Genomic DNA, 20,138 nt, shown 5'->3' on the forward strand with positions numbered 1-20,138 from the left:
TTGAGCCGTTTCGCGGAGGCGAAACTTCTAGACGCTCCGCATGACGAAGGCGAGACGGGCTGATGCGGCAATGCCGTCGCTGCCTTCACCTTCTCGAGAACAGCATAGGTCCGTGCTGCGCGCCAAATCTGCCGTACGGCGGGTCTAGAACAATGAAACGCCCGCCTTCCTGTCTGGCGACAGGCTGGAAACAGCGCGCTCCACCTCGGCATAGGCGGCTATGATGTGATAGAAGGAACTGGCTGGCGCCGGTTCATCGATAAAGCGTCCTATCTCGAGCAATTTGTCCTTCCACAGCCCGTCGGAGGTCAGGTAACGCCATAGGCTGGCTTCTGCCCGGGCTGCTTGGTTGAGGCAGAACTCGCGTCGACCGTCATCCAATAGAGTTGCGAAAATCAAAGAAGCCTTGAGCCATTCTGTCTGCGGCCAAAGGCGCGCGCGCTCGCTTCGGACTGTGCCGTTGATGTTGCGGCTGTCGATAATGACTTCCTTGTGAGGGTCGAAACCGTCAAGCCCGCTCAAGTAGAGGCTCCAGGCAAGATCCTTGAGTTCACTATCTCCGCGCGCCCTTGCGTGCTGTGCGAGCAGACCTGACCATTCCAACTGATGACCGGGCTCAATGAGCTCACTGCGTCGGTCGCCGGGAGGTGTCCAGTTCTCGTCGAAGAACTCGCCGATAAGACCGCTCTTCTGATCGATAAGCCGAGTGCGGGCGATCGCGACGATGGAGTCGGACAGGTCGCGCCAGCCTCTGTCGGCGCTTATCGCCTCCCATCCCATGGAGGCTTCGAGCATGTGCATGAGGGGATTGGCTTGGTACGGCTTGGTGCCGACCTCCGTGAGCCCCCCTTTGTGGCTTCGTTCTATCAGCAGCAGTTCACGGACCTTTGCAGCCCGTGCTTCCAGGTCTGCTCGATCAAGTGAACGGCGCGTGATGGCGAGAGCCAAAAGCAGGAAGGCCTGATCGTATAGACTTGCATGTTCATCGATCGGCTGGCCGTCCATATCAAGAACGGAGCGAAGAAGCCCGTCCGGTCGCGTGAAGCGCTGGTCCAGATAGTCCATGCCGCTTTCAACCGCTCGCCGCCAGGGGCCTTGCCAGCCCATCAGACCTGCTTGGCCATAGGCATAGATCTGCCTGGCTTGGACGCGAGCGCGTTTTGAGGATCTTACGCGGCGGCCGTCCAGCGCGAGAGTTTCCTCGAACGCTCCGCTGTCATTCTGGCCAAGCGTGCACCAAATCGGCAATGCCTTGCTTCTGAGCCAAGCGCTCAGGCGCGCGGCGCTCTCATAGAAGGAAGGAGGGGCCGACACCTCAAAATCGAGATGCCTGGGGGATAGATCGCCCAGGCGCCTGACGACTTTTTTAACGTCTTGGCTGCGCTTGAGGTCGGTCACGAGAACGGCGTCTTGCTCGACGACGATCGCGACATTTCTCAAGCCGATAGCTGCAACCAGAACACCATCGCGGGCGCGAATGAGGCAGCCTTCAGAATCTTCTAAAACGTGCAGACCCACATCGCCTTCTCCTGAGGCGTGTACGGAGTCCCATGCGCCGAGATCCGACCATTCGAACGATACTGGAAGCACTGAAGCGCAGCGTGTCTTCTCCATTATCGCATAATCAACGGAGATCTTGGCGGCGGACCGGAAGGATTCGCCCAGAATGAGGCAACTGCTGTCGGGGACTGCGGTGTCGACCGCATCTCTGACACTGGCGTGCAGTGAGGCTGTTGACTGTGCAAACTCCTGTTCAAGCACTTCAGCCTGCACGATGAAGTTGCCGCTATTCCAAAGGTATCCGTTATCGATATATCGTTTTGCTGCGCTTTCGGTCGGCTTTTCCACGAAGGCGGCGACTTCGCTCAAGCCTGTGTTCGCGGGGGCGATGTAGCCATAGGCGGAAGAAGGCGAAGTCGGCACGATGCCCAAGGTTACGATTCGTCCAGCCAGTGACGCTTCAACGGCAAGCTCTACGGCGTTCTGGAAGGCGTTATGATCTGGTATGTGGTGGTCGGAAGGCACGAACAGATTGACGGCGTCCGGCGATTGCCGCCGTGTCCAGATCGCTGCTGCGGCCATCGCCGCGGCAGAGTCTCGTCCTTCCGGCTCCAGTAAGATAACGGCTGAAACGCCGATTTCAGATAGCTGATGCAGAATTGTTTTCTGGTGCTTGGCGCCGCCCACGACGACGAGGCGGCCGTCGCCGCTCGCCAAGGGCGCGACGCGTTGCGCCGTTTCTTGGAAGAGAGACCGATTGCCTGCGAGAGGAATGAAGTGTTTGGGACGGGATGGCCGTGACGCGGGCCACAGCCTCGTCCCGGCTCCGCCGCAAAGAATAACGGGATAAACAGGTGGCCTCGACTTCATGGGTTCCGGTTTAGCTGGGCGTTTCCGGTTGGTCGAGAGCCGGTGGGGCGGGGCGCCCTTCTGGGGCGCCAGGAGCGGTGTTCATCTCCAGGGTGCGCCTTGGACGAGGTGATTCTTCCAGCGCGTCTTGGGGTGACGAAATCAAGCGTAGGGCGTCACCGGACTCGCGGTAAAATTCATACACCGCCGGGGCATTTTTTCCGAAGGATTGATGCGGGTCGCTTCAATCATTCAATGCACATTCGGATAATCTGGCCATATATGACTAAAATTGAAGGCCTTCTGTCCTGGGATTTTATAGATTGATGACGCCGACCGATCTTCGCCATTGGGATGAGCTAGACCGGAACAAGTACCGGGACGAACGTGAGGTGGTGGCCAAACTGCTGGCTGCCGAACCCCTGACGCCTGACGGTCGCGCGGCGGTCCTGAACGATGCCGTCGGCCTGGTCGAAAGCGCCCGTAAGAGCCAGAAGCGCCAGGGCGTGGTCGAAAGCTTCCTGCAGGAGTTCAGCCTGGGCACCCGCGAAGGTCTGGCCCTGATGTGTCTGGCCGAGGCCCTGCTGCGCACGCCCGACGCCGACACCCGCGACCGTCTGATCGCCGAGAAGATCGGCTCGGCCGACTGGGCCAGCCACATGGGTCAGTCCGACAGCCTGTTCGTCAACGCCTCGACCTGGGGCCTGATGCTGACCGGCAAGCTGGTCGATGTCGACGATGAAGCCCGCAGCGACCTGCCGAACTTCCTCAAGCGTCTGGTCGGGCGTCTGGGCGAGCCGGTCATTCGTCAGGCCGTCGCCACCGCCGTCAAGATCATGGGCGAGCAGTTCGTCGTCGGCCGCACCATCGAGGCGGCCCTGAAGCGGTCGGACCGCGAGAACTGGCTGTGCAGCTTCGACATGCTGGGCGAGGGCGCCCGCACCGCCGCCGACGCTGAACGTTATGAAAAGATATACGCCGACGCCATCGAGGCCGTGGGCAAGACCGCCAAGGGCGAAGGCCCTGAGCGCGGCCACGGCGTCTCGGTCAAGCTGTCGGCCCTGTCGCCGCGCTATCAGGCGGTGCAGGAAGACCGGGTGTGGGAAGAGCTGTATCCCCGCATCCTGCGCCTGGCGCTGATCGCCGCCAAATACGACATCAACTACACCATCGACGCCGAGGAAGCCGACCGTCTGGCCCTGTCGCTGAAGTTGCTGGAGCGGCTGGCCCGCGAACCGGCGCTGGGCGACTGGCAGGGGCTCGGCCTCGCCGTTCAGGCCTATCAGAAGCGCACGACCGAGACGGTGGCCAAGCTGGCCGAACTGGCCAAGTCGTCGGGCCGCCGCCTGATGGTGCGCCTGGTCAAGGGCGCCTATTGGGACACCGAGATCAAGCTGGCCCAGGTCAACGGCCGCACCGACTATCCGGTCTTCACGACCAAGCCCGCGACCGACCTGAACTATCTGGTCTGCGCCAAGGCGCTGATCGAGGCCTCGCCCTACATCTTTTCGCAGTTCGCCACCCACAACGCCCACACCCTGGCCGCCGTGCACCGCATGGCCGCCGATCGCCGCGTGACCATCGAGTTCCAGCGCCTGCACGGCATGGGCGAGGCCCTCTATGACGGCGCCAAGGCCGAGTGGGGCGATGTCGTCGTGCGCGCCTACGCCCCCGTCGGCGGCCACGAAGAACTGCTGCCCTACCTGGTGCGCCGCCTGCTGGAGAACGGCGCCAACTCCTCCTTCGTCCACGCCCTGCTGGACGAGCGCGTGCCTGCGGCCGACGTGGCCGCCGATCCCATCACCTCGGTTGAGGCCCAGCCTGACCGCCATCCGAAGATCCCTGTACCCATGAACATCTACGGTGACCGCCAGAACTCCCTCGGCCGCGACTATTCGCAGGCTGCCGACCGCGAGCGCCATGCGGCCGCTCTGGAGCGTGTTGACAGCGAGAAGCTGACCGCCGGCCCGATCATCGGCGGCAAGCTGCGCGCCGGGGTGAACGCACAGGACGTCACCAACCCCTATGACCGCACCCGCGTGCTGGGCCATGTGTCGGAAGCCTCGGTTGAAGACGTCGATCTGGCTGTCAACACCGCCGCCAACGCTCAGCTCGCCTGGGATCGTCTGGGCGGCGCGGGCCGCGCACCCGTCCTGCGCGCCATGGCCGACGCCCTGGAAGCCGATCTGGACCGTCTGGTCGCCCTGCTGTCGCGTGAAGCGGGCAAGACGCTGAACGACGGCGTGGCCGAGGTGCGCGAAGCCGCCGACTTCTGCCGCTACTACGCCCTGCTGGCCGAGCGCGACTTCGGCGGCCGTCAGACCTTGAAGGGCCCGACCGGCGAGACGAACGAACTGGTGCTGCACGGCCGCGGCGTCTTCGCCTGCATCAGCCCGTGGAACTTCCCGCTGGCCATCTTCACCGGCCAGATCGCGGCCGCGCTCGCCGCCGGCAACGGCGTGGTGGCCAAGCCCGCCGAGCAGACGCCGCTGATCGCCGCCGAAGCCGTGCGCCTCTACTACAAGGCCGGTCTGAACCCCGACCTGCTGGCCCTGGTTCCCGGCCGCGGCGAGACCGTCGGCGCGGCCCTGACCAACCATCCGGGCGTCGACGGCGTGGCCTTCACCGGCGGCACCGACACCGCTTCGGCGATCAACCGCGGCCTGGCCGCGCGTCCGGGCGCCATCATCCCCTTCATCGCTGAAACGGGCGGCCTGAACGGCATGTTCGTCGACACCACGGCGCTGAAAGAACAGATCATCGACGACGTCATCCTGTCGGCCTTTGGCTCGGCCGGTCAGCGTTGCTCGGCCCTGCGCGTCCTCTATGCGCCCAAGGATTCGGCCGACGCCCTGATCGAGGGCCTGAAGGGCGCGCTGGCCGCCCAGGTGCTGGGCGACCCGACCGACGCCAAGACTGACATCGGCCCGGTGATCGACGCCGAAAGCCGCGCCAACCTGGAAGCCCACGTCGAGCGCCTGTCCAAGGAAGCCAAGATCATCGCCCGCGCCGAACTGCCGGCCGGCGCCGACAAGGGCGACCTGTTCGCCCCGACCATCGCCGAGATTCCAACCCCGGACTTCCTCGAGCGCGAAGTCTTCGGTCCGATCCTGCACGTCTATCGCTACGAGCCGAAGGATCTGGAAAAGGTCGCCGGTAAGCTGGCGGCGCGCGGCTTCGGCCTGACGCTGGGCGTCCACAGCCGCATCGACGCCTTCGCCCGTGAGGTGATGGAACTGGTCCCGGCGGGCAACGTCTATGTCAACCGCTCGATCATCGGTGCGGTGGTCGGCGTGCAACCGTTCGGCGGCGAAGGCCTTAGCGGCACTGGTCCGAAGGCCGGCGGCCCCAACAGCCTGATCCGCTACGCCGCCGAAAAGGCTATCAGCATCAACATCGCCGCCCAGGGCGGGGATCCGGCGCTGCTGAACCTGTAAGTTTGCGGTAAGCGAAGCGCGACGGCGGCCGTCGCGCTTCGCCCTAAATCGGTCTAAGGCCTTCGCTTAAGGAGCCTAGATGATCGATTTGTTCCGCAGTGAGAGTGTCGTGGTTCGCAGCATGCCGACGAAGGATGTCAGCCGCTGGATCGTGACCTTCGACAACTATGGTATCGGACATGGCTTTGATCGACCTGGCTTTGGTCAAGAATTCCTGCGCCAATCTGGAGTGTCCGCCCTCCATGTGATGGGATGCCAGGAGGACTGGTACCAATACCCCGAAATGGCTGAGGCAATGGCAGCGGCTCGAGCCGCGACGGTCGGGGCTGATCGCGTGATGACCTATGGATCCAGCATGGGCGGTTACGCGGCCATTCGTTTTGCTGACGCCGTCCGGGCACATGCCGTGTTGGCGCTTTCGCCGCAATATTCGATCGATCCGCAGAAGATGCCTTCGGAGACACGCTGGCTTCAGGACAGCCATCGTATTACCTGGCTACCTGAAGTGGACGGTAGGATCATTTGCCGCGCTCGACCAGTCGTGGTTTTCGACCCGCTGGAAGACGGGCATCAGGTGACCCGGATCCAGAGAGATATCGACATAAGGCAAGTTGCTTTGCCTTATGTTTCTCATCCCGCTACCACGTACTTGGCTGAGACAGGGCTTCTGAAGCCGCTGGTGCTTCAAGCGCTCTCGGGTGACTTCGAGCATATTGCCTTTGGACGCGAAGCTCGAAGACGCCGGGGGGCGAGCAGCTTCTACCTCTCGAATCTGGCGATGAGGCAACCCGCGCATCGGCGAGGTCTCGCTCTGGATTTGGCTCAGCGAGCTGTAAAAATTGGTCCTTCAAGTCCGCTCGCAAGCTTGGCTCTTGCAAGGTTGTTATCGGCGGAAGGGCGGCATGACGACGCCATCAAGAGACTCGAAGGCATTGTAACTTCGACAAAACGAGCGCCAGTCTATCTCATATCCTATGTGGATGCCTTGGTGGCGGCGGGGCGGTTTGATGAGGCTCGACCTTATGCCCGAGAGGCGGTCGAAGCCCTTTCCCATCAGGCTCACCTGCATGCGTGGGAAGGAGCGTTGCTGCAGAGGCTAGGTGAGGCAAGGGAAGCTGTCGAAGCCGTCGAGCGGGCGATCGCTTTGGACCCAAGGCCGCAATATTTTCAATTGTTGGAAACCTATCGAGACGACGCCGAGGCGAATGCCCTTAGCCAGCGAAATGGCGCAGTCAGGGTGCCCCGCATGCTTGCACGACTTAGCACTGCGATCCGAGGCGTTCGCAAAGCTTGAAGGGTAACGAGGAGCCGTTACTGCTTGCCGATCAAGCAGTTGCGGCGACCGCGCCGCGCTGTACGATGATCCCAAACGAGGTTGTGGAGAAGCCGGACAGCGCCATCTGCAGGTGAGGCTGTTCCCGGTAAGGCGGCATGTCGATATAGCGATCCACGGGACCGTCGCCGAGGTTGAAATCAAATGGCACGACGGTGTGGCCCTGCTGCCTTAGCTTTTGAGCGAGAGCCTCGAAATCGCGGCGTCGGAACAAGACTGTACCCAGATTGTCGACCGTTGCCTCGTTAGAACTAGTATTAAACTCGGTCGTGTGGACGGCCCAACCGCCCGGCTTCAGGCATTGAATGGACCGTTCAATAAACGCGAGGCCTTTTTCGATGGAGCCGAGGTGTTCCAGCGCGCAGGCCGACCAGCAGAAGTCGAAATCGACAAACTCCGCCGGCACATCGTTCATATCGCATGCCTGGAAGGAGACGTTCTGGTTGAACAGGTCATCAGGGCAGACGGCCGGCTTTCGTAGTGCTTCTTTGCCGACAGCATGCTGGTTGGTCAGGGTCCAGCCCATGGCCTCGGCCATCCCTACGTCCATGTCGGTGGCCAAGATGCGACAATTTTGAGAGGCGAAGAAGGCGCTTAGGGGTTCGGCGCCGACCCCAAAGCCCAGTCCGCGCGCGCCTGCAACGACCGCGCCGCGTTCCCATAAAACCTGACAGATAAAGACGAATTCCCACAGCTTGCGATGATAACGCAAGCCTTCACGCAGGCGATGAGTCCAATAAGAAAAATAGGCCTCGTGAAAGCTGTCTTGCCGGCACAGGGTGCTGCGCGGAAAAGCCAGTTTAGCGGGCTCTCCCTGGATCATCGGGGGCTGCCCGTCCCACTCCGCTCGAGCGGGCAGAGCCAGACTGTTGTAAAACAGACGGGTTTCGCGCCGATGTTCTTCTAGGGCCAAGGAAAGAGCGTTGATTTGGTTGGTCGCCAGCTGAAATTTATTCGCGACCGCTTCCGCTTGACGGGCTTTTTTACGCCAGAACTTTAACGGGTTTATCAAAGCATTCTCGTCAGGAAGAGTTCGCGGTCGCCTCAAGGGCGTCTTAAACCCTGCTCGTATCGCACTTTAGCCTTCACGGGAAAGCCATCATGGGCATTTTTGTGCCGGGTGATCAGGCCTTGATTTGCGGCCACCCGCCCGCGCGGCTGAGCGCGCTGGGGTTGGGTTTGCCGATCTGGCCGCCGATCCAGCGGGCCGCTGCGATCAGGGCGTCCAGGTCGTAGCCGGTCGCGTAGCCCGCGCGCTCCAGCATGTAGACCAGATCCTCGGTGGCGATGTTGCCGGTGGCGCCGGGCGCGAAGGGGCAGCCGCCGATGCCGCCGACCGAGGCGTCCAGCACGTCGACGCCCGCCTCCACGCCCGCATAGGCGTTGGCTAGGCCGGTGTTGCGGGTGTCGTGGAAATGCAGGCGCAGGGTGGCGTCGGGGGCGGCCTTGCGAGCGGCCTCGACCTTTTTCGTGACGCTCCACGGATCGCCGACGCCGATGGTGTCGGCCAGGGCGATCTCCTCGACGCCCAGGGCGGCGATGCGGGCGACCAGCTCGCCGACCTGCTGCACCGAGACCTCGCCGTCGAACGGACAGCCCCAGACGCAGGACAGGGTGGCCGACAGCTTGGGCGTCGCACCCGGCGCGCCGTCTGCATTGGCGCGGCCCGCGACGATGTCGGACAGCATCTGCACCTGCTGGTCGACGCCGAGGCCCTGGTTCTTCAGGCCGAAGCCGTCGGTGGCCGACATGGCGACGTTGACCTCGTCCACCGCCGTGCCCAGGGCGCGGTCATAGCCCTTGCCGTTCAAGACCAGGCCGATGCGGCTGCGGCCCTCAAGGCGGGGCAGGGCGGCCATGACCTCTTCGGCGCCCGCCATCTGGGGCACGTATTTGGGGTGGACGAAGCTGACAGCCTCGATACGCCGGGCCCCGGCCGCCTCCAGCCGCTGGACGAACTCGGCGCGCACGGCGGGCTCCAGCACCGTCTTCTCGTTCTGCAGGCCGTCGCGCGGGCCGACTTCGACGATCTGGATGAAGCGGCTCATCGGCGGGGGCTCCCCTGGTTTGTGCTCCGCTGGCCCGATCCGGCGGGGGCGTAGACGGTCAGGCGCACGTCGTCGCCCGAGGAATAGTTGTGGCCGCTGACCACGCCGACGGCGCGCCCGGCGGCGCCCAGATCGGCCAGGGCGCGGCGGAAGGCTTCGTCGTCTCGGGCCTCGACGATGGCCGGGCGGCCTTCGGCCAGGGCGCGGGCGGCGCCGGCGCCGTCGGTCAACTGGGTGTCCTTGCCGGTCAGGAAGACGAAGCTGGGCTCATGGAAGGTGGTGATGGCCACCGGCCCCGGATAACGGCCCTGGGCCGGGTTCAGCTCGGCGGAGTCCAGCGTCTGCACCAGGCGCGGCGCGATCGACAGCGGGCGCAGCTGGCGGATGGTCCCGGCCAGCCCCGCATGGGCCAGTATGCCGAAGGCGATGGCGATCAGCACCCCGGTGATGGCCGCGCGGTTGACCAGCAGGAAGCCGCCCACGGCGGCCGCCATGACGGCGAAGACGATGGTGACCGTGGCCCAGGTCTGAGCGGTCGAGCGGCCGAACTCGGTCAGGCCGTAGACGGTGATCAGGCAGATGACCACGGCGGCGAACAGGCCCAGCAAGGCGCCGGTCACGCGCGAGACCTTGCCGATCGGCTGGGTCAGGGCGGCGGCGGCCAGCAGGGCGATCGCCCCGAAGGTCGGCAGGGTGTAGTGCCACAGCTTGGTTGGGGCCAGCTCGAACATCAGCCAGGCCGGGACCAGCCAGCAGACGGCGAAGCGGATCGCGGGCTCGGCGCGGCGATGCCAGCCAGTCGACAGGGCGGCCGGCAGCATCAGGGTGACGGGGAACAACAGCAGGGGCGACAGCAGCACATACATGCCGGGGAAGCCGCCGTGACTTTCATGGGCGCCCGCGATCTTGGGCGCCAGATCGCCGCCGATGGCCTCACGCCAGAAGCCGCCGTCGGTGGCGATGGTGATGGCGATGGCCCAGGGGCCGACCAGCAGGGCCACAAGCGGCAGCCCCCAGCCCCAGCCCAGCTGGCCCAGCCACTTGATGTTTCGATCCCACAGCGACAGGGCGATGATGGTCAGGGCCACGACCAGCAGGCCGATCGGCCCCTTGATCAGGATGGACAGGCCGATGCCGGTCCAGAACAGCAGCTTGTGCAGCCGGTCGGCCTTCTCGCCCGCCCGCGTGGACATGTAGATGCGCGCCAGCGCCGCCATCGACAGGGTGGTCAGGCCCGCCAGCATGGCGTCGGTCTTGGCGATGCCCGCCTCGGTCGACAGCAGGAAGGTGGCACCCAGCATGGCGCCCGCCAGAAAGCCTGCCCGGTTGCCGAACAGGGCCGCGCCCGCCCAGGCCACGGCCCAGGCCGCCAGCATGGCCCCCAGCAGCGACGGCAGGCGATAGGGCTGGATGTTGCGGTCCTCGACGTCCGAGGTCGCGGCCACGGCGGCGGCCTGCATCCAGTAGATGCCGATGGGCTTCTTCCAGCGTGGATCGTCCTGGAAGCGGATGTCGACATAGTCGCCGCCCTCCAGCATCTGGGCCGTCGCCTGGGCGAAGCGGCTCTCGTCCCGGTCCAGCGGCGGCAGCAGCAGCAGGCCGGGCAGGCCCGCGATCAGGGCCAGCAGGGCCGCAAGGACGGGGCCGCGCCAGCCGGCGATATAGCGATCCAGGTTCGGGCGGTTCATGCGGGTGTCGTATCACGCCCGATGCGTCGCCCGGAAGCTTCACCTTCTTCATCGACTGTGGACACGCCGTTTCGCCGGGGCGCGGCCTGCGCTAAAGAGCGTCGATGATCGACCGCTCCGCTTCCTCGCCTGACATTTCCGTCGTCGTGCCCGTGCATGATGAATCCGGCGCCGCCGTGCCTCTGGCGCGCGAAATCGCCGAGGCCTTCGCCGGGCGGTCCTATGAGATGATCTTCGTCAACGACGCCAGCCGGGACACGACCCTGGCCGAGCTGCAGGCGGCGATGGCCGAGCTGCCCGCCCTGCGGGTTCTGTCGCACGGAACCAATGCCGGGCAGAGCCGGGCGGTGCGTACCGGCGTGCTGGCCGCGCGGGCGCCGATCGTGGTGACGCTGGACGGCGACGGCCAGAACCCGCCCGCTGATGCGCCGCGCCTGGCCGACGCCCTGCTGGCGGCCCCGCCCAGCGTCGCCCTGGTCGGCGGCGTGCGCGCCAAGCGCCAGGACACCAACGCCAAGCGTCAGGCCTCCTTGTGGGCCAACCGCATCCGCAAGAAGCTGCTGGGCGACGACGCGGACGACACCGGCTGCGGCCTGAAGGCGTTCCGCCGCGACGTCTTCCTGCGGCTGCCCTACTTCGATCACATCCACCGCTACCTGCCCGCCCTGATGATCCGCGAGGGGTATGAGAACCGCTACCTCGACGTTGATCACCGCCACCGCGAGACGGGCCGGTCGAAATACACCAACTGGGGACGGCTGCGGGCGTCCTTCTCGGACCTGCTGGGCGTAATGTGGCTGAAGTCCCGCTCGCGCCGTCCGGGCGACATCAGCGAGTTCTGAGGCCGAAGTCCTAGCTGAACGCCAGAAAGATCACGGCCACCACGGTCACGTCGAACAGGCGGGCGGCAAGGCTAAAAGCGGCGGGCATGGCGCGATCCGAAAGCGGTTGAGCCTTCGTCTACGCAAGTCAGGCGCCAGACGCTGTCAGATCTCGGTCTTGCGTGATCGCCCCGGCGAGGGGCGCCGGTCGTGCCGCCCTGAATATTCCCGGCCCAGATAGGTGGTGCGCGCGGCGTCCAGCACCGGCGCGCCGCCCTTCAACCCGCGCTTCTGCCCCGACTGACCCAACACCTGGGCGGCGAAGGCCGCGGGCGGCGGAGGCGGGGTGACGGCAGGCTTTGCCGGGGAGGCGGCAGGATCGGCCGCCTCGTCCGACGCCTCGGCCTCGGTCGGGACCAGGGCGCGGGCGCGCCGCCGCTCGCGACGGCGGCGGTCGCCTTCGCGGCGATCGTCCACGACAGGGTCGTTCAGCGGTCCCGACGCGCCGATGGGACGGATTTCATCCGTCACCTCGGCCTCAGCCCTTGGACTGGGCGAGGCGGTCGATCTGGGCCCGCATCTCGTCCATCTGGCGGCGCATCTCGTCCAGCGCCGCGTCTTCCTTGGCCGGTTCAGCCTTGGGTTCGGCGGCGGGCGTTTCGGCCGCCTCGCCTTCCGGGCGGCCATAGGCGAAGCCGGGGAACATCCGCATGGCGCGCTCGAACATGGCCATGTTCTGGCGCACGGCCTCTTCCATCAGATTGCCGCCGGGCGCGGCGGCGAAGGCGCGCGTGAACTGGCCGCGCAGCTGCTCCTGCTGGCGCGTGAACGTATCTAGCGACATCTCCAGATAGGACGGCAGCACCCCCTGCATGGAGTTGCCGTAGAAGCCGATCAGCTGACGCAGGAACTGCACCGGCAGCAGGGCCTCGCCCCGGCTTTCTTCCTCGAAGATGATCTGGGTCAGGATCTGGCGCGTCAGATCGTCATTGGTCTTGGCGTCATAGACGACGAATTCCACGCCCTCGCGCACCATGCGGGCCAGATCGTCCAGCGTCACATAGGCGCTGGTGGCGGTGTTGTAGAGCCGCCGGTTCGCATACTTCTTGATGACGACCATGCCGTCACGGGTTTTTCCGCCCTCGGATTTCTTGTCGGTCACGCTTGTTCTCGCGATGTTGCAACGCCCAAGCATCCCGCATTGCGCGCGCGAAGGCGAGTCCCGTCTTTGACGCGGGGGGTCAGGCCTGGACCAGCACCACGCCGATCAGCACGGCGGCCCAGTGCACGCCCGCGCCGGTGACGACGAAGCCGTGCCAGATGGCGCGGCGGAACTTCACCTTCTGGCTGATGAAGACGAAGACCCCGGCCGTATAGATTAGTCCGCCCGCGACCAGCAGGCCCAGCGCCAGCGGGTGGACGGTCTCGATCATTGGTTTCAGCGCGAACACCGCCACCCAGCCGAACAGGACGTAGATCACGCTCCAGAAGGCGTCGGACAGGCGCGGGGCCAGCATCTTCACGCCCGCGCCGACGATGGCCATGGTCCACACCGCTAGGGTGAAGCCCACGGACCAGGCGCCCTCGAACCTGACGGCGGTGAAGGGGGTGTAGCTGCCCGCGATCATCAGGAAGATGGCCGCCTCGTCCAGCCGCCGCAGCACCGGCCGCGCCGCGCACGGATGGGTCAGGTTGTAGACGGTGGAGGCCGTCAGCATGGCCACCAGACACAGGGCGTAAATCGCCGTCGAAACCGCCGCGCCCATGCCCGCATAGACGCTGGCCAGAACGGCCAGGATCACCCCGCCCGTCGCCGCCAGCGCCAGGCCCACGGCGTGCACCCACAGATCGGCCAGGCGCTCGGCCCGCGTCTGATAGTGTTCGATCATGTCCAGATCGTCAGGGGTGCAGATGCGGCGGGCGAGGGCTTTCAGCATGGTGAGGCTTTCGGCAAGATCACGTCTCCTTCCCTTTCTGAAAGCGCGGCATCGGGCATCGTTCCCGGCGGATGGTGCGGCGCGGCGATGACGTTTTGCTGATTGCTGCATCGCAACAGGTGACGTGCGCCTGCGAATGCGGCACAACCTCGCGCAAAGAATTTCTCCAGGGAGTGAATAAAATGACTGACGTCGTCATCGTCTCCGCCGCCCGCACGCCGGTCGGCTCCTTCCTCGGCGCCCTGTCGACCCTTCCGGCCTCCAAGCTGGGCGAGGTCGCCATCAAGGCGGCGCTGGAGCGCGCAGGCGTGGCCGCTTCCGATGTGGACGAGGTGATCCTGGGTCAGGTGCTGCAGGCGGGCGCAGGGCAAGGCCCGGCGCGTCAGGCGGCCATCGGCGCGGGCCTGGCCAACGAAACCCCGGCCTGGAGCCTCAATCAGCTGTGCGGCTCGGGCCTGCGCGCCGTGGCCCTGGCCTATCAGCAGATCGTGCAGGGCGACGCGAAGATCGTCGTCGCCGGCGGTCAGGAGAGCATGAGCCAGTCGCCGCACACGGCCCAGCTGCGCAACGGTCAGAAGATGGGCGAGCTGGGCCTCAAGGACAGCATGCTTCAGGACGGCCTGATCGACGCCTTCCACGGCTATCACATGGGCCAGACGGCCGAGAACATCGCCGCCAAATGGTCGATCGACCGCGCGTCTCAGGACGCCTTCGCCGTCGCCTCCCAGAACAAGGCCGAAGCCGCACAGAAGGCGGGCAAGTTCGCCGACGAGATCGTCCCGGTCGTCATCTCGACCCGCAAGGGCGACGTGGTCGTGGATCAGGACGAATACATCCGCCACGGCGCCACCCTCGAGGCGATGGAGAAGCTGAAGCCCGCCTTCGTCAAAGACGGCACGGTGACGGCGGCCAACGCCTCGGGCATCAACGACGGAGCCGCCGCCCTGGTGCTGATGAGCGCCGATGAAGCCAAGGCGCGCGGCCTAGAGCCGCTGGCCCGCATCGCGTCGTGGGCCACGGCGGGCGTCGATCCCGCCATCATGGGCACCGGCCCGATCCCGGCCTCGAAGAAGGCGCTGGAGAAGGCGGGCTGGACGGTCGCCGATCTGGACCTGATCGAATCCAACGAAGCCTTCGCCGCCCAGTCGCTGTGCGTGGTCAAGGAGCTGGGCCTCGACCCTGCCAAGGTCAACGTCAACGGCGGCGCCATCGCCATCGGCCACCCGGTCGGCGCCTCGGGCGCGCGCGTCCTGACCACCCTGCTGCACGAGATGAAGCGCTCTGGCGCGAAGAAGGGTCTGGCCACCCTGTGCATCGGCGGCGGTATGGGCGTGGCGATGTGCGTCGAACGCGGCTGAGTTGAATCTTGCTTAGCCCTCCCCCTCGATGGGGGAGGGTTGGGTGGGGGTGTCGGCGAGCGGTTTGCCGTGAGGCTGGGAGACGCTGTGTCTCCTGCGTCCAATCAGCGCCGCTGCGCGCGCACCCCCATCCCCGCCCTTCCCCCATCGAGGGGGAAGGGAGATCAGGTCAAAACCCCCGCCGCCAACTGCCCAGCAGGGCGTAGCCGGTCGGGGCGCCCGCGCGGTGCTGCTCCTCGCGGCTGGCGACGGCCTCGAGCTGCAGCCAGGAGCCGCCCGGCAGGGCGTGCAGGCTGCGCACGCTGAAGTCGATCTGCCGCCCCGACGGCGCGGCCGAGAAGCGCCGCTCCGAGAAGGTCACCGGATCGAAATAGTCCAGCGGCGCGTCGGCCAGATAGGCGCTGAACGTCCCGTCCTCGATCCGCAGCGGCTGGGCGATCTCCCACGTCAGGCTGCGGCAGCCCAGGGCCTTGGCGAAGGACCACGTCGGACAGGCCGACTGCAACGACGCCCGCCACGTCGAGCTGATCGCCGGGGCCGACAGGTGCAGGAACCGCCCCTCCAGTTCGGTGCGGCCGAAACCCGCCTCGCCCGACAGGGTGAAGCCGCGCCCCAGATCCACATCCGCCCCGACCGCCGCAAAGCGGGTGCGCGACGGCAGGGCGAAGTCCGACTGCGTCGGCAGATAGGCGCCCAGCGGCCCCATCCGCTCGTCCAGGGCTCCGAGACTGAACGATAGGCCGCCGCCTTCCGCACGCCAATCTACGCCCGCGCGGGCGTAGGTCGAGGCGTCGCGCTCGACTGGACGCAAAGGCGCACGGCGGTCGCCCGATCCCCTCTCGGCGCTGAAGGTCAGGGCGCCGAAATGCATCGCGCCGCGCAGGGCGTGATCCGCCTGGCTCAGGGCCACGAAGCCGTCGCCGGACCCGCTGCGGAAGGGCGAGCGCGCTCCGCCTTGTCCCTGCCACGCCGAGAAGGACAGCCGCCCGGCCTGAACGTCGAACAGGGCCTCGCTGCGCGGCTCGTCGCCCAGCCACGGCGCGTCATAGGGGCCGTAGCGCGCGACGACCGGCTCGGGCAGTTCGACCGGCGCGGCGGCGGCCAGGGACAGTCGCGTCCCGCCCGGCGCATCCATCGATAGCTGCGACTGGCGCATGGGCGTCGGCGTCTCGGGCTGCCAGCTGCGGCGCGGCGCGGGGCGATATGCGTCGCCCAGGTCGACCCGGAACAGCCGCTCATACTCGTCGTAGGCGATGGTGCTCAGCGCCCCGGTCCGACCCATCGCGTCCCCGAACGGACCGCCGACATGGGCGCCGGGCGCCACGGCGATGTTCACTGATGCGCCGGCCGCCATGGGCGAGGCGGTTGCGCCGACGGGCTGGAACGCGCGGGCGATGTCCAGGGCTCCGCGCCCGAAGGTGACGTCGGTCCCTGCGTCGCCGAGATCCGCCCCGGTGCGCAGCAGAATGTCCACCGCCTCCCGTCCAGTCAGATTGGGGAAGGCCTCCAGCAGCAGGGCCAGGGCGCCCGCCACGGCGGGCGAGGCGAAGGAGGTGCCGCCGCCTTGCCAGCATTGGGTTTCTTCGCAGTTGAAGACGACCTGAACGCCAGGCGCGGTCAGATAGACGCCTTGGGACACGCCCGCCTTGTTCGAGAAGCTGCCCAGCTGGCGCGCGCGATCATGGGCGCCGACGACGATGATGGAGCCGGCGAAGCGCGGGTCGCTGGCGTATCGGCCAGGCCATTCGGGATTGGCGCCTGCCTCGTTGCCGGCGGCGATGGCGAAGATGACCCCGGCGTTTACCGCGCGCTGCAGGGCCGCTTCGAATTGGGAGCCTAGAGGCGTCTCGCCGCCCAGGGACAGATTGATGATCTTGGCCCCGTTCTGAACCGCATAGTCCAAAGAGCGCACCAGGTCGGATGATCGGAAACAGACCTTGTCGTCGGGGTCCGTGCAGTCGCTGACATCGGCGCGAATCGACAAGATGGTCGAGTTGAAGGCGACGCCGACGGTGCCGAAGCCGTTGAAAGGCGCGGCGATGATGCTGGAGACATTGGTCCCGTGGTCGTCCGCACCTTGCGGCTGGTTGCGGCCGGGCACCACATCGGTCGACAGGGGAGAGACGTTCACCCCCAGATCCTGATGGTTCAGCTTGATGCCGCTGTCCACCACGGCGACGGTCACACCGCGCCCGGTGGCGCCTCTCTGCCAGGCGCTCATGGCACCGACGTCTCCGACGCCCCAGTTGCGCAGATATTCGGCGGATGTCGCGCTGGGGATGGCCGGAGGAGCGGGCGGAGGAGGCGGAGGAGGAGGAGGAGGTGGAGGCGTGACGATGCCGCCTCCCGTTCCGCCGCCCCCGCCGCCGCAGGCCGCCAAGGGCAGGGCCAGCAGGCCCAGAACGCTGATAGAGACGGCGTATCGCCGCAGACGCTGAACGGACATGGTTCCCTCTCCCGAAACCTATCCAGCCATTAGGCTGGTTTCAGAGAGATTGACGAGTCCGTCCGATCCGGTGACGGACGATCAGTCGCGCAGCAGTTCGTTCACGCCGGTCTTGGCGCGGGTCTGGGCGTCGACGCGCTTGACGATGACGGCGCAATAGAGGCTCGGGCCGCCGTTCGGGTCAGGCAGGGCGCCCGGCACCACGACGGAATAGGCCGGCACCTCGCCGCGGAAGATCTCGCCCGTGGCCCGGTCGACGATCTTGGTCGAGGCCGACAGATAGACGCCCATGGCCAGGACGGCGCCCTCGCGCACGATGACGCCCTCGGCCACCTCGGCGCGGGCGCCGATGAAGCAGCCGTCCTCGATGATGGTCGGGTTGGCCTGCAGCGGCTCCAGCACGCCGCCGATGCCTGCGCCGCCCGACAGGTGGACGTTCTTGCCGATCTGGGCGCACGAGCCGACCGTGGCCCAGGCGTCGACCATCGAGCCTTCATCGACATAGGCGCCGATGTTCACGAAAGACGGCATCAGCACCACGTTCTTGCCGACATAGGCGCCGCGGCGGACGATGGCGCCCGGCACCGAGCGGAAGCCCGCAGCCTGATAGTCGGCGGCGCTCCAATCGCCGAACTTGTTGGGCACCTTGTCCCAGAAGGGGCCGACGGCGACCGGATGATCCGCCGACAGCGGCAGGGTCGGGGCGTGGCCCGCGCGCATGATGACGTTGTCGTTCAGACGGAAGGACAGCAGCACCGCCTTCTTCAACCACTGGTGCGTGCTCCACACGCCGTCGGCGCCGCGCGAGGCCACGCGCGCCTGGCCGGAATCCAGCAGGGCCAGGGCGGTGTCGACGGCGTCGCGCACTTCGCCGCGCGTGGCGGCCGAAACCTCGGCGCGGGCTTCCCAGGCGGCCTCGATGACGGATTCCAGGTGGGTCAGGTCGGTCATTGCGGATCTCCGTCCAGCATGGCGGTGGTCAGGAAGGGGCCGAGGGAGGCGGCCCGGTGTTGGATGTGGTCGCCCTCGGCGGTGAAGGCCTTGGTTCCGACCAGCACGGTGGTCATGCCCAGGTTACGCGCCGGCTCCAGATTCTTGGGCGTGTCCTCAAAGAAGCAGGCGGTCGCCGGATCGACGCCGAAGCGCGCCAGCATCTTGTGAAAGGTGCGCGGGTCCGGCTTCGGGATCAGGTCGGCGTCCTCTAACGCGAACACCCCGTCGAAGAAGGGCGTCAGCTCCAGCTTCTCCATCACCCGCTGGGCGTGGCCGGCCGAGCCGTTGGTGAAGATCAGGCGCGGCCCCTGCAGCCGCTCCAGCGCCGCATGCAGGCCGGGATCGGGCGCCAGCACGTCCAGAGGCACGTCATGCACCTCGGCCAGGAAGTGATGCGGGTCGATATCATGCATCATCAGCCCGGCCAGGGAGGTGCCGTAGTCGTGCAGATAGCCGCGCTGCACTGACAGGGCCTCGGCCGATTCCAGGCCGGACGTCCGCACGACGTACTGGTTGATGCGCTGCTCCACCTGACGCAGGAACTGCGTCTCCGGCGGGTAAAGGGTGTTGTCCAGGTCGAAGACCCAGGACCGCACATGGCGCAGGTCCGCGCCGATCTCGGTAGGCGCGGTTTCAGGCGCCGTGCTCGACGCCGAACCCGTCACTTCCGCCTGACCAGGGTGCCGGCGCCGTGCTCGGTGAACAGTTCGACCAGCATGGCGTGCGGACGACGCCCGTCCAGAATGACCACGGCCTCGACGCCCGCGCGCACGGCGGCCATCGCCGTCTCCAGCTTGGGGATCATGCCGCCGGTGGCGACGCCCGTGTCGATCAGGCCTTGCGCCTCGTCCAGCGTCATCTGGCGGATGATCTCGCCGTCAGCGCCCTTCACCCCCGGCACGTCGGTCAGCAGCAGCATCCGCTTGGCGTGCAGGGCGCCTGCGACGGCCCCGGCGACGGTGTCGGCGTTGACGTTATAGGTCTGGCCGTCCTCGGCCACGCCGATAGGGGCGATGACCGGCACCCAGTCCTCGGTCTCCGAGGCGATCAACCCCTTGATCAGCTTGGGGTCCACTTTGGTCGGCTCGCCGACGAAGCCCAGATCGACTTCGTGCTCGATCATGCTGTCGGGGTCGCGCTTGGTGCGGCGCGTCTTCTCGACCGTCAGCAGGCCCGCGTCCTTGCCCGACAGGCCGACGCCGCGCACGTCGGCTTCCTTGCCGGCGACGGTGATCCAGTGAGCGATCTCTTTATTCACGGCGCCGGACAGGACCATCTCGGCCACCGCCATCGTATCCTTGTCCGTCACGCGCAGGCCGTCGACGAAGGCCGACTTCACCCCCGCCTTGTCCAGCATGGCGCTGATCTGCGGCCCGCCGCCGTGCACGACCACGGGGTTCACCCCCATCAGTTTCAGCAGCACCACATCGGCGGCGAACTGCCTGGCCACGGCGCTCTCGCCCATGGCGTGGCCGCCGTATTTGATGACCACGGTCTCGCGGTCATACACCTGGATATAGGGCAGGGCCTCAGCGAGCGTCTTCGCCGTCTCCCAGCCGCGTTCCTCGGATTGCCGATCAGTCTCTATCATGGTGCGCGCTCGATAGCGGGCAAGGGCGCGGGAGTCACGTCAGAAGGCGTAAGGTCCTGTCACGGGGCGTTCTGAGTGGCCTATGGCTCGACAGCAACCGTGTTGTTTACACGACAGCGAACTGTTGTCTCCGGCTA

The 20,138-nt window shown here is 66.3% G+C and carries 15 protein-coding genes; 4 read left to right on the forward strand and 11 right to left on the reverse strand.

Annotation, left to right across the window (positions count from 1 at the left end):
- Positions 1–144: 144 nt before the first annotated feature.
- Entirely contained in the window at positions 145–2,370 is a 2,226-nt protein-coding gene (locus B3D50_RS00110) for an AGE family epimerase/isomerase (protein ID WP_286948661.1), read from the reverse strand.
- Between the two features lie 305 nt (positions 2,371–2,675).
- Here B3D50_RS00110 and putA point away from each other — a divergent pair, with 305 nt between their 5' ends.
- Both putA and B3D50_RS00120 read left to right on the forward strand, forming a co-directional pair.
- A complete protein-coding gene (gene putA, locus B3D50_RS00115; RefSeq protein ID WP_286948663.1) occupies positions 2,676–5,786 on the forward strand; it encodes a bifunctional proline dehydrogenase/L-glutamate gamma-semialdehyde dehydrogenase PutA in 3,111 nt (1,036 codons plus the stop codon).
- Between the two features lie 79 nt (positions 5,787–5,865).
- Positions 5,866–7,080: a tetratricopeptide repeat protein gene (locus B3D50_RS00120; protein WP_286948665.1), complete on the forward strand. Its 1,215-nt coding sequence runs from the start codon at positions 5,866–5,868 to the stop codon at positions 7,078–7,080.
- Between the two features lie 31 nt (positions 7,081–7,111).
- Here B3D50_RS00120 and B3D50_RS00125 read toward each other — a convergent pair whose 3' ends face one another.
- The 3 genes from B3D50_RS00125 to B3D50_RS00135 form a co-directional block, all read right to left on the reverse strand.
- Entirely contained in the window at positions 7,112–8,131 is a 1,020-nt protein-coding gene (locus tag B3D50_RS00125; RefSeq protein ID WP_286948666.1) for a class I SAM-dependent methyltransferase, read from the reverse strand.
- 112 nt (positions 8,132–8,243) lie between these two features.
- Positions 8,244–9,167 (reverse strand): hydroxymethylglutaryl-CoA lyase, encoded by a 924-nt coding sequence (locus B3D50_RS00130; protein ID WP_286948667.1) that lies wholly within the window; start codon positions 9,165–9,167, stop codon positions 8,244–8,246.
- On the reverse strand, positions 9,164–10,855 hold the full coding sequence (locus B3D50_RS00135) for an ArnT family glycosyltransferase (protein ID WP_286948669.1): 1,692 nt from the start codon (positions 10,853–10,855) through the stop codon (positions 9,164–9,166). Before B3D50_RS00135 ends, B3D50_RS00130 begins: the two co-directional genes overlap by 4 nt.
- 104 nt (positions 10,856–10,959) lie before the next feature.
- Here B3D50_RS00135 and B3D50_RS00140 point away from each other — a divergent pair, with 104 nt between their 5' ends.
- Positions 10,960–11,697, forward strand: coding sequence for a glycosyltransferase family 2 protein (locus tag B3D50_RS00140; protein WP_191002052.1), 738 nt, complete (start codon positions 10,960–10,962; stop codon positions 11,695–11,697).
- 144 nt (positions 11,698–11,841) lie between these two features.
- Here B3D50_RS00140 and B3D50_RS00145 read toward each other — a convergent pair whose 3' ends face one another.
- The 3 genes from B3D50_RS00145 to trhA form a co-directional block, all read right to left on the reverse strand.
- On the reverse strand, positions 11,842–12,207 hold the full coding sequence (locus tag B3D50_RS00145) for a hypothetical protein (protein ID WP_286948672.1): 366 nt from the start codon (positions 12,205–12,207) through the stop codon (positions 11,842–11,844).
- 7 nt (positions 12,208–12,214) lie between these two features.
- A complete protein-coding gene (gene phaR / locus B3D50_RS00150) occupies positions 12,215–12,796 on the reverse strand; it encodes a polyhydroxyalkanoate synthesis repressor PhaR (protein WP_286949101.1) in 582 nt (193 codons plus the stop codon).
- Positions 12,797–12,917: 121 nt separating this feature from the next.
- Positions 12,918–13,613: a PAQR family membrane homeostasis protein TrhA gene (gene trhA / locus B3D50_RS00155; RefSeq protein ID WP_286948674.1), complete on the reverse strand. Its 696-nt coding sequence runs from the start codon at positions 13,611–13,613 to the stop codon at positions 12,918–12,920.
- 182 nt (positions 13,614–13,795) lie between these two features.
- Here trhA and B3D50_RS00160 point away from each other — a divergent pair, with 182 nt between their 5' ends.
- Positions 13,796–14,971, forward strand: a complete 1,176-nt coding sequence (locus tag B3D50_RS00160) for an acetyl-CoA C-acetyltransferase (protein WP_286948676.1) — start codon at positions 13,796–13,798, stop codon at positions 14,969–14,971.
- Positions 14,972–15,140: 169 nt separating this feature from the next.
- On the opposite strand, the gene B3D50_RS00165 is transcribed toward B3D50_RS00160, so the two are convergent.
- From B3D50_RS00165 to argB, 4 genes are all read right to left on the reverse strand, one after another.
- Positions 15,141–17,417, reverse strand: a complete 2,277-nt coding sequence (locus B3D50_RS00165; protein ID WP_286948678.1) for a S8 family peptidase — start codon at positions 17,415–17,417, stop codon at positions 15,141–15,143.
- An 81-nt stretch (positions 17,418–17,498) separates the two neighbouring features.
- Complete coding sequence (dapD, locus tag B3D50_RS00170) at positions 17,499–18,368, reverse strand: 2,3,4,5-tetrahydropyridine-2,6-dicarboxylate N-succinyltransferase (RefSeq protein WP_286948680.1); 870 nt, start codon at positions 18,366–18,368, stop codon at positions 17,499–17,501.
- The gene (locus B3D50_RS00175; protein ID WP_286948682.1) at positions 18,365–19,075 is read right to left on the reverse strand and encodes a pyrimidine 5'-nucleotidase; all 711 of its coding nucleotides are present in this window, start codon (positions 19,073–19,075) and stop codon (positions 18,365–18,367) included. Before B3D50_RS00175 ends, dapD begins: the two co-directional genes overlap by 4 nt.
- A complete protein-coding gene (gene argB / locus B3D50_RS00180; protein ID WP_286948684.1) occupies positions 19,072–20,001 on the reverse strand; it encodes an acetylglutamate kinase in 930 nt (309 codons plus the stop codon). Before argB ends, B3D50_RS00175 begins: the two co-directional genes overlap by 4 nt.
- Positions 20,002–20,138: the final 137 nt, after the last annotated feature.

The sequence above is a fragment of the Brevundimonas sp. UBA7507 genome (genome assembly GCF_002478355.1).
GTDB classification, from domain to species: Bacteria; Pseudomonadota; Alphaproteobacteria; order Caulobacterales; family Caulobacteraceae; genus Brevundimonas; species Brevundimonas diminuta_D.

What these genes read in the sequence shown, in the direction of transcription:
- B3D50_RS00110 (WP_286948661.1), bottom strand. Translation starts at nt 2,370, where the DNA reads ATGAAGTCGAGGCCACCTGTTTATCCCGTTATTCTTTGCGGCGGAGCC.
- putA (WP_286948663.1), top strand. Translation starts at nt 2,676, where the DNA reads ATGACGCCGACCGATCTTCGCCATTGGGATGAGCTAGACCGGAACAAG.
- B3D50_RS00120 (WP_286948665.1), top strand. Translation starts at nt 5,866, where the DNA reads ATGATCGATTTGTTCCGCAGTGAGAGTGTCGTGGTTCGCAGCATGCCG.
- B3D50_RS00130 (WP_286948667.1), bottom strand. Translation starts at nt 9,167, where the DNA reads ATGAGCCGCTTCATCCAGATCGTCGAAGTCGGCCCGCGCGACGGCCTG.
- B3D50_RS00135 (WP_286948669.1), bottom strand. Translation starts at nt 10,855, where the DNA reads ATGAACCGCCCGAACCTGGATCGCTATATCGCCGGCTGGCGCGGCCCC.
- B3D50_RS00140 (WP_191002052.1), top strand. Translation starts at nt 10,960, where the DNA reads ATGATCGACCGCTCCGCTTCCTCGCCTGACATTTCCGTCGTCGTGCCC.
- phaR (WP_286949101.1), bottom strand. Translation starts at nt 12,796, where the DNA reads ATGGTCGTCATCAAGAAGTATGCGAACCGGCGGCTCTACAACACCGCC.
- trhA (WP_286948674.1), bottom strand. Translation starts at nt 13,613, where the DNA reads ATGCTGAAAGCCCTCGCCCGCCGCATCTGCACCCCTGACGATCTGGAC.
- B3D50_RS00160 (WP_286948676.1), top strand. Translation starts at nt 13,796, where the DNA reads ATGACTGACGTCGTCATCGTCTCCGCCGCCCGCACGCCGGTCGGCTCC.
- B3D50_RS00165 (WP_286948678.1), bottom strand. Translation starts at nt 17,417, where the DNA reads ATGTCCGTTCAGCGTCTGCGGCGATACGCCGTCTCTATCAGCGTTCTG.
- dapD (WP_286948680.1), bottom strand. Translation starts at nt 18,368, where the DNA reads ATGACCGACCTGACCCACCTGGAATCCGTCATCGAGGCCGCCTGGGAA.
- argB (WP_286948684.1), bottom strand. Translation starts at nt 20,001, where the DNA reads ATGATAGAGACTGATCGGCAATCCGAGGAACGCGGCTGGGAGACGGCG.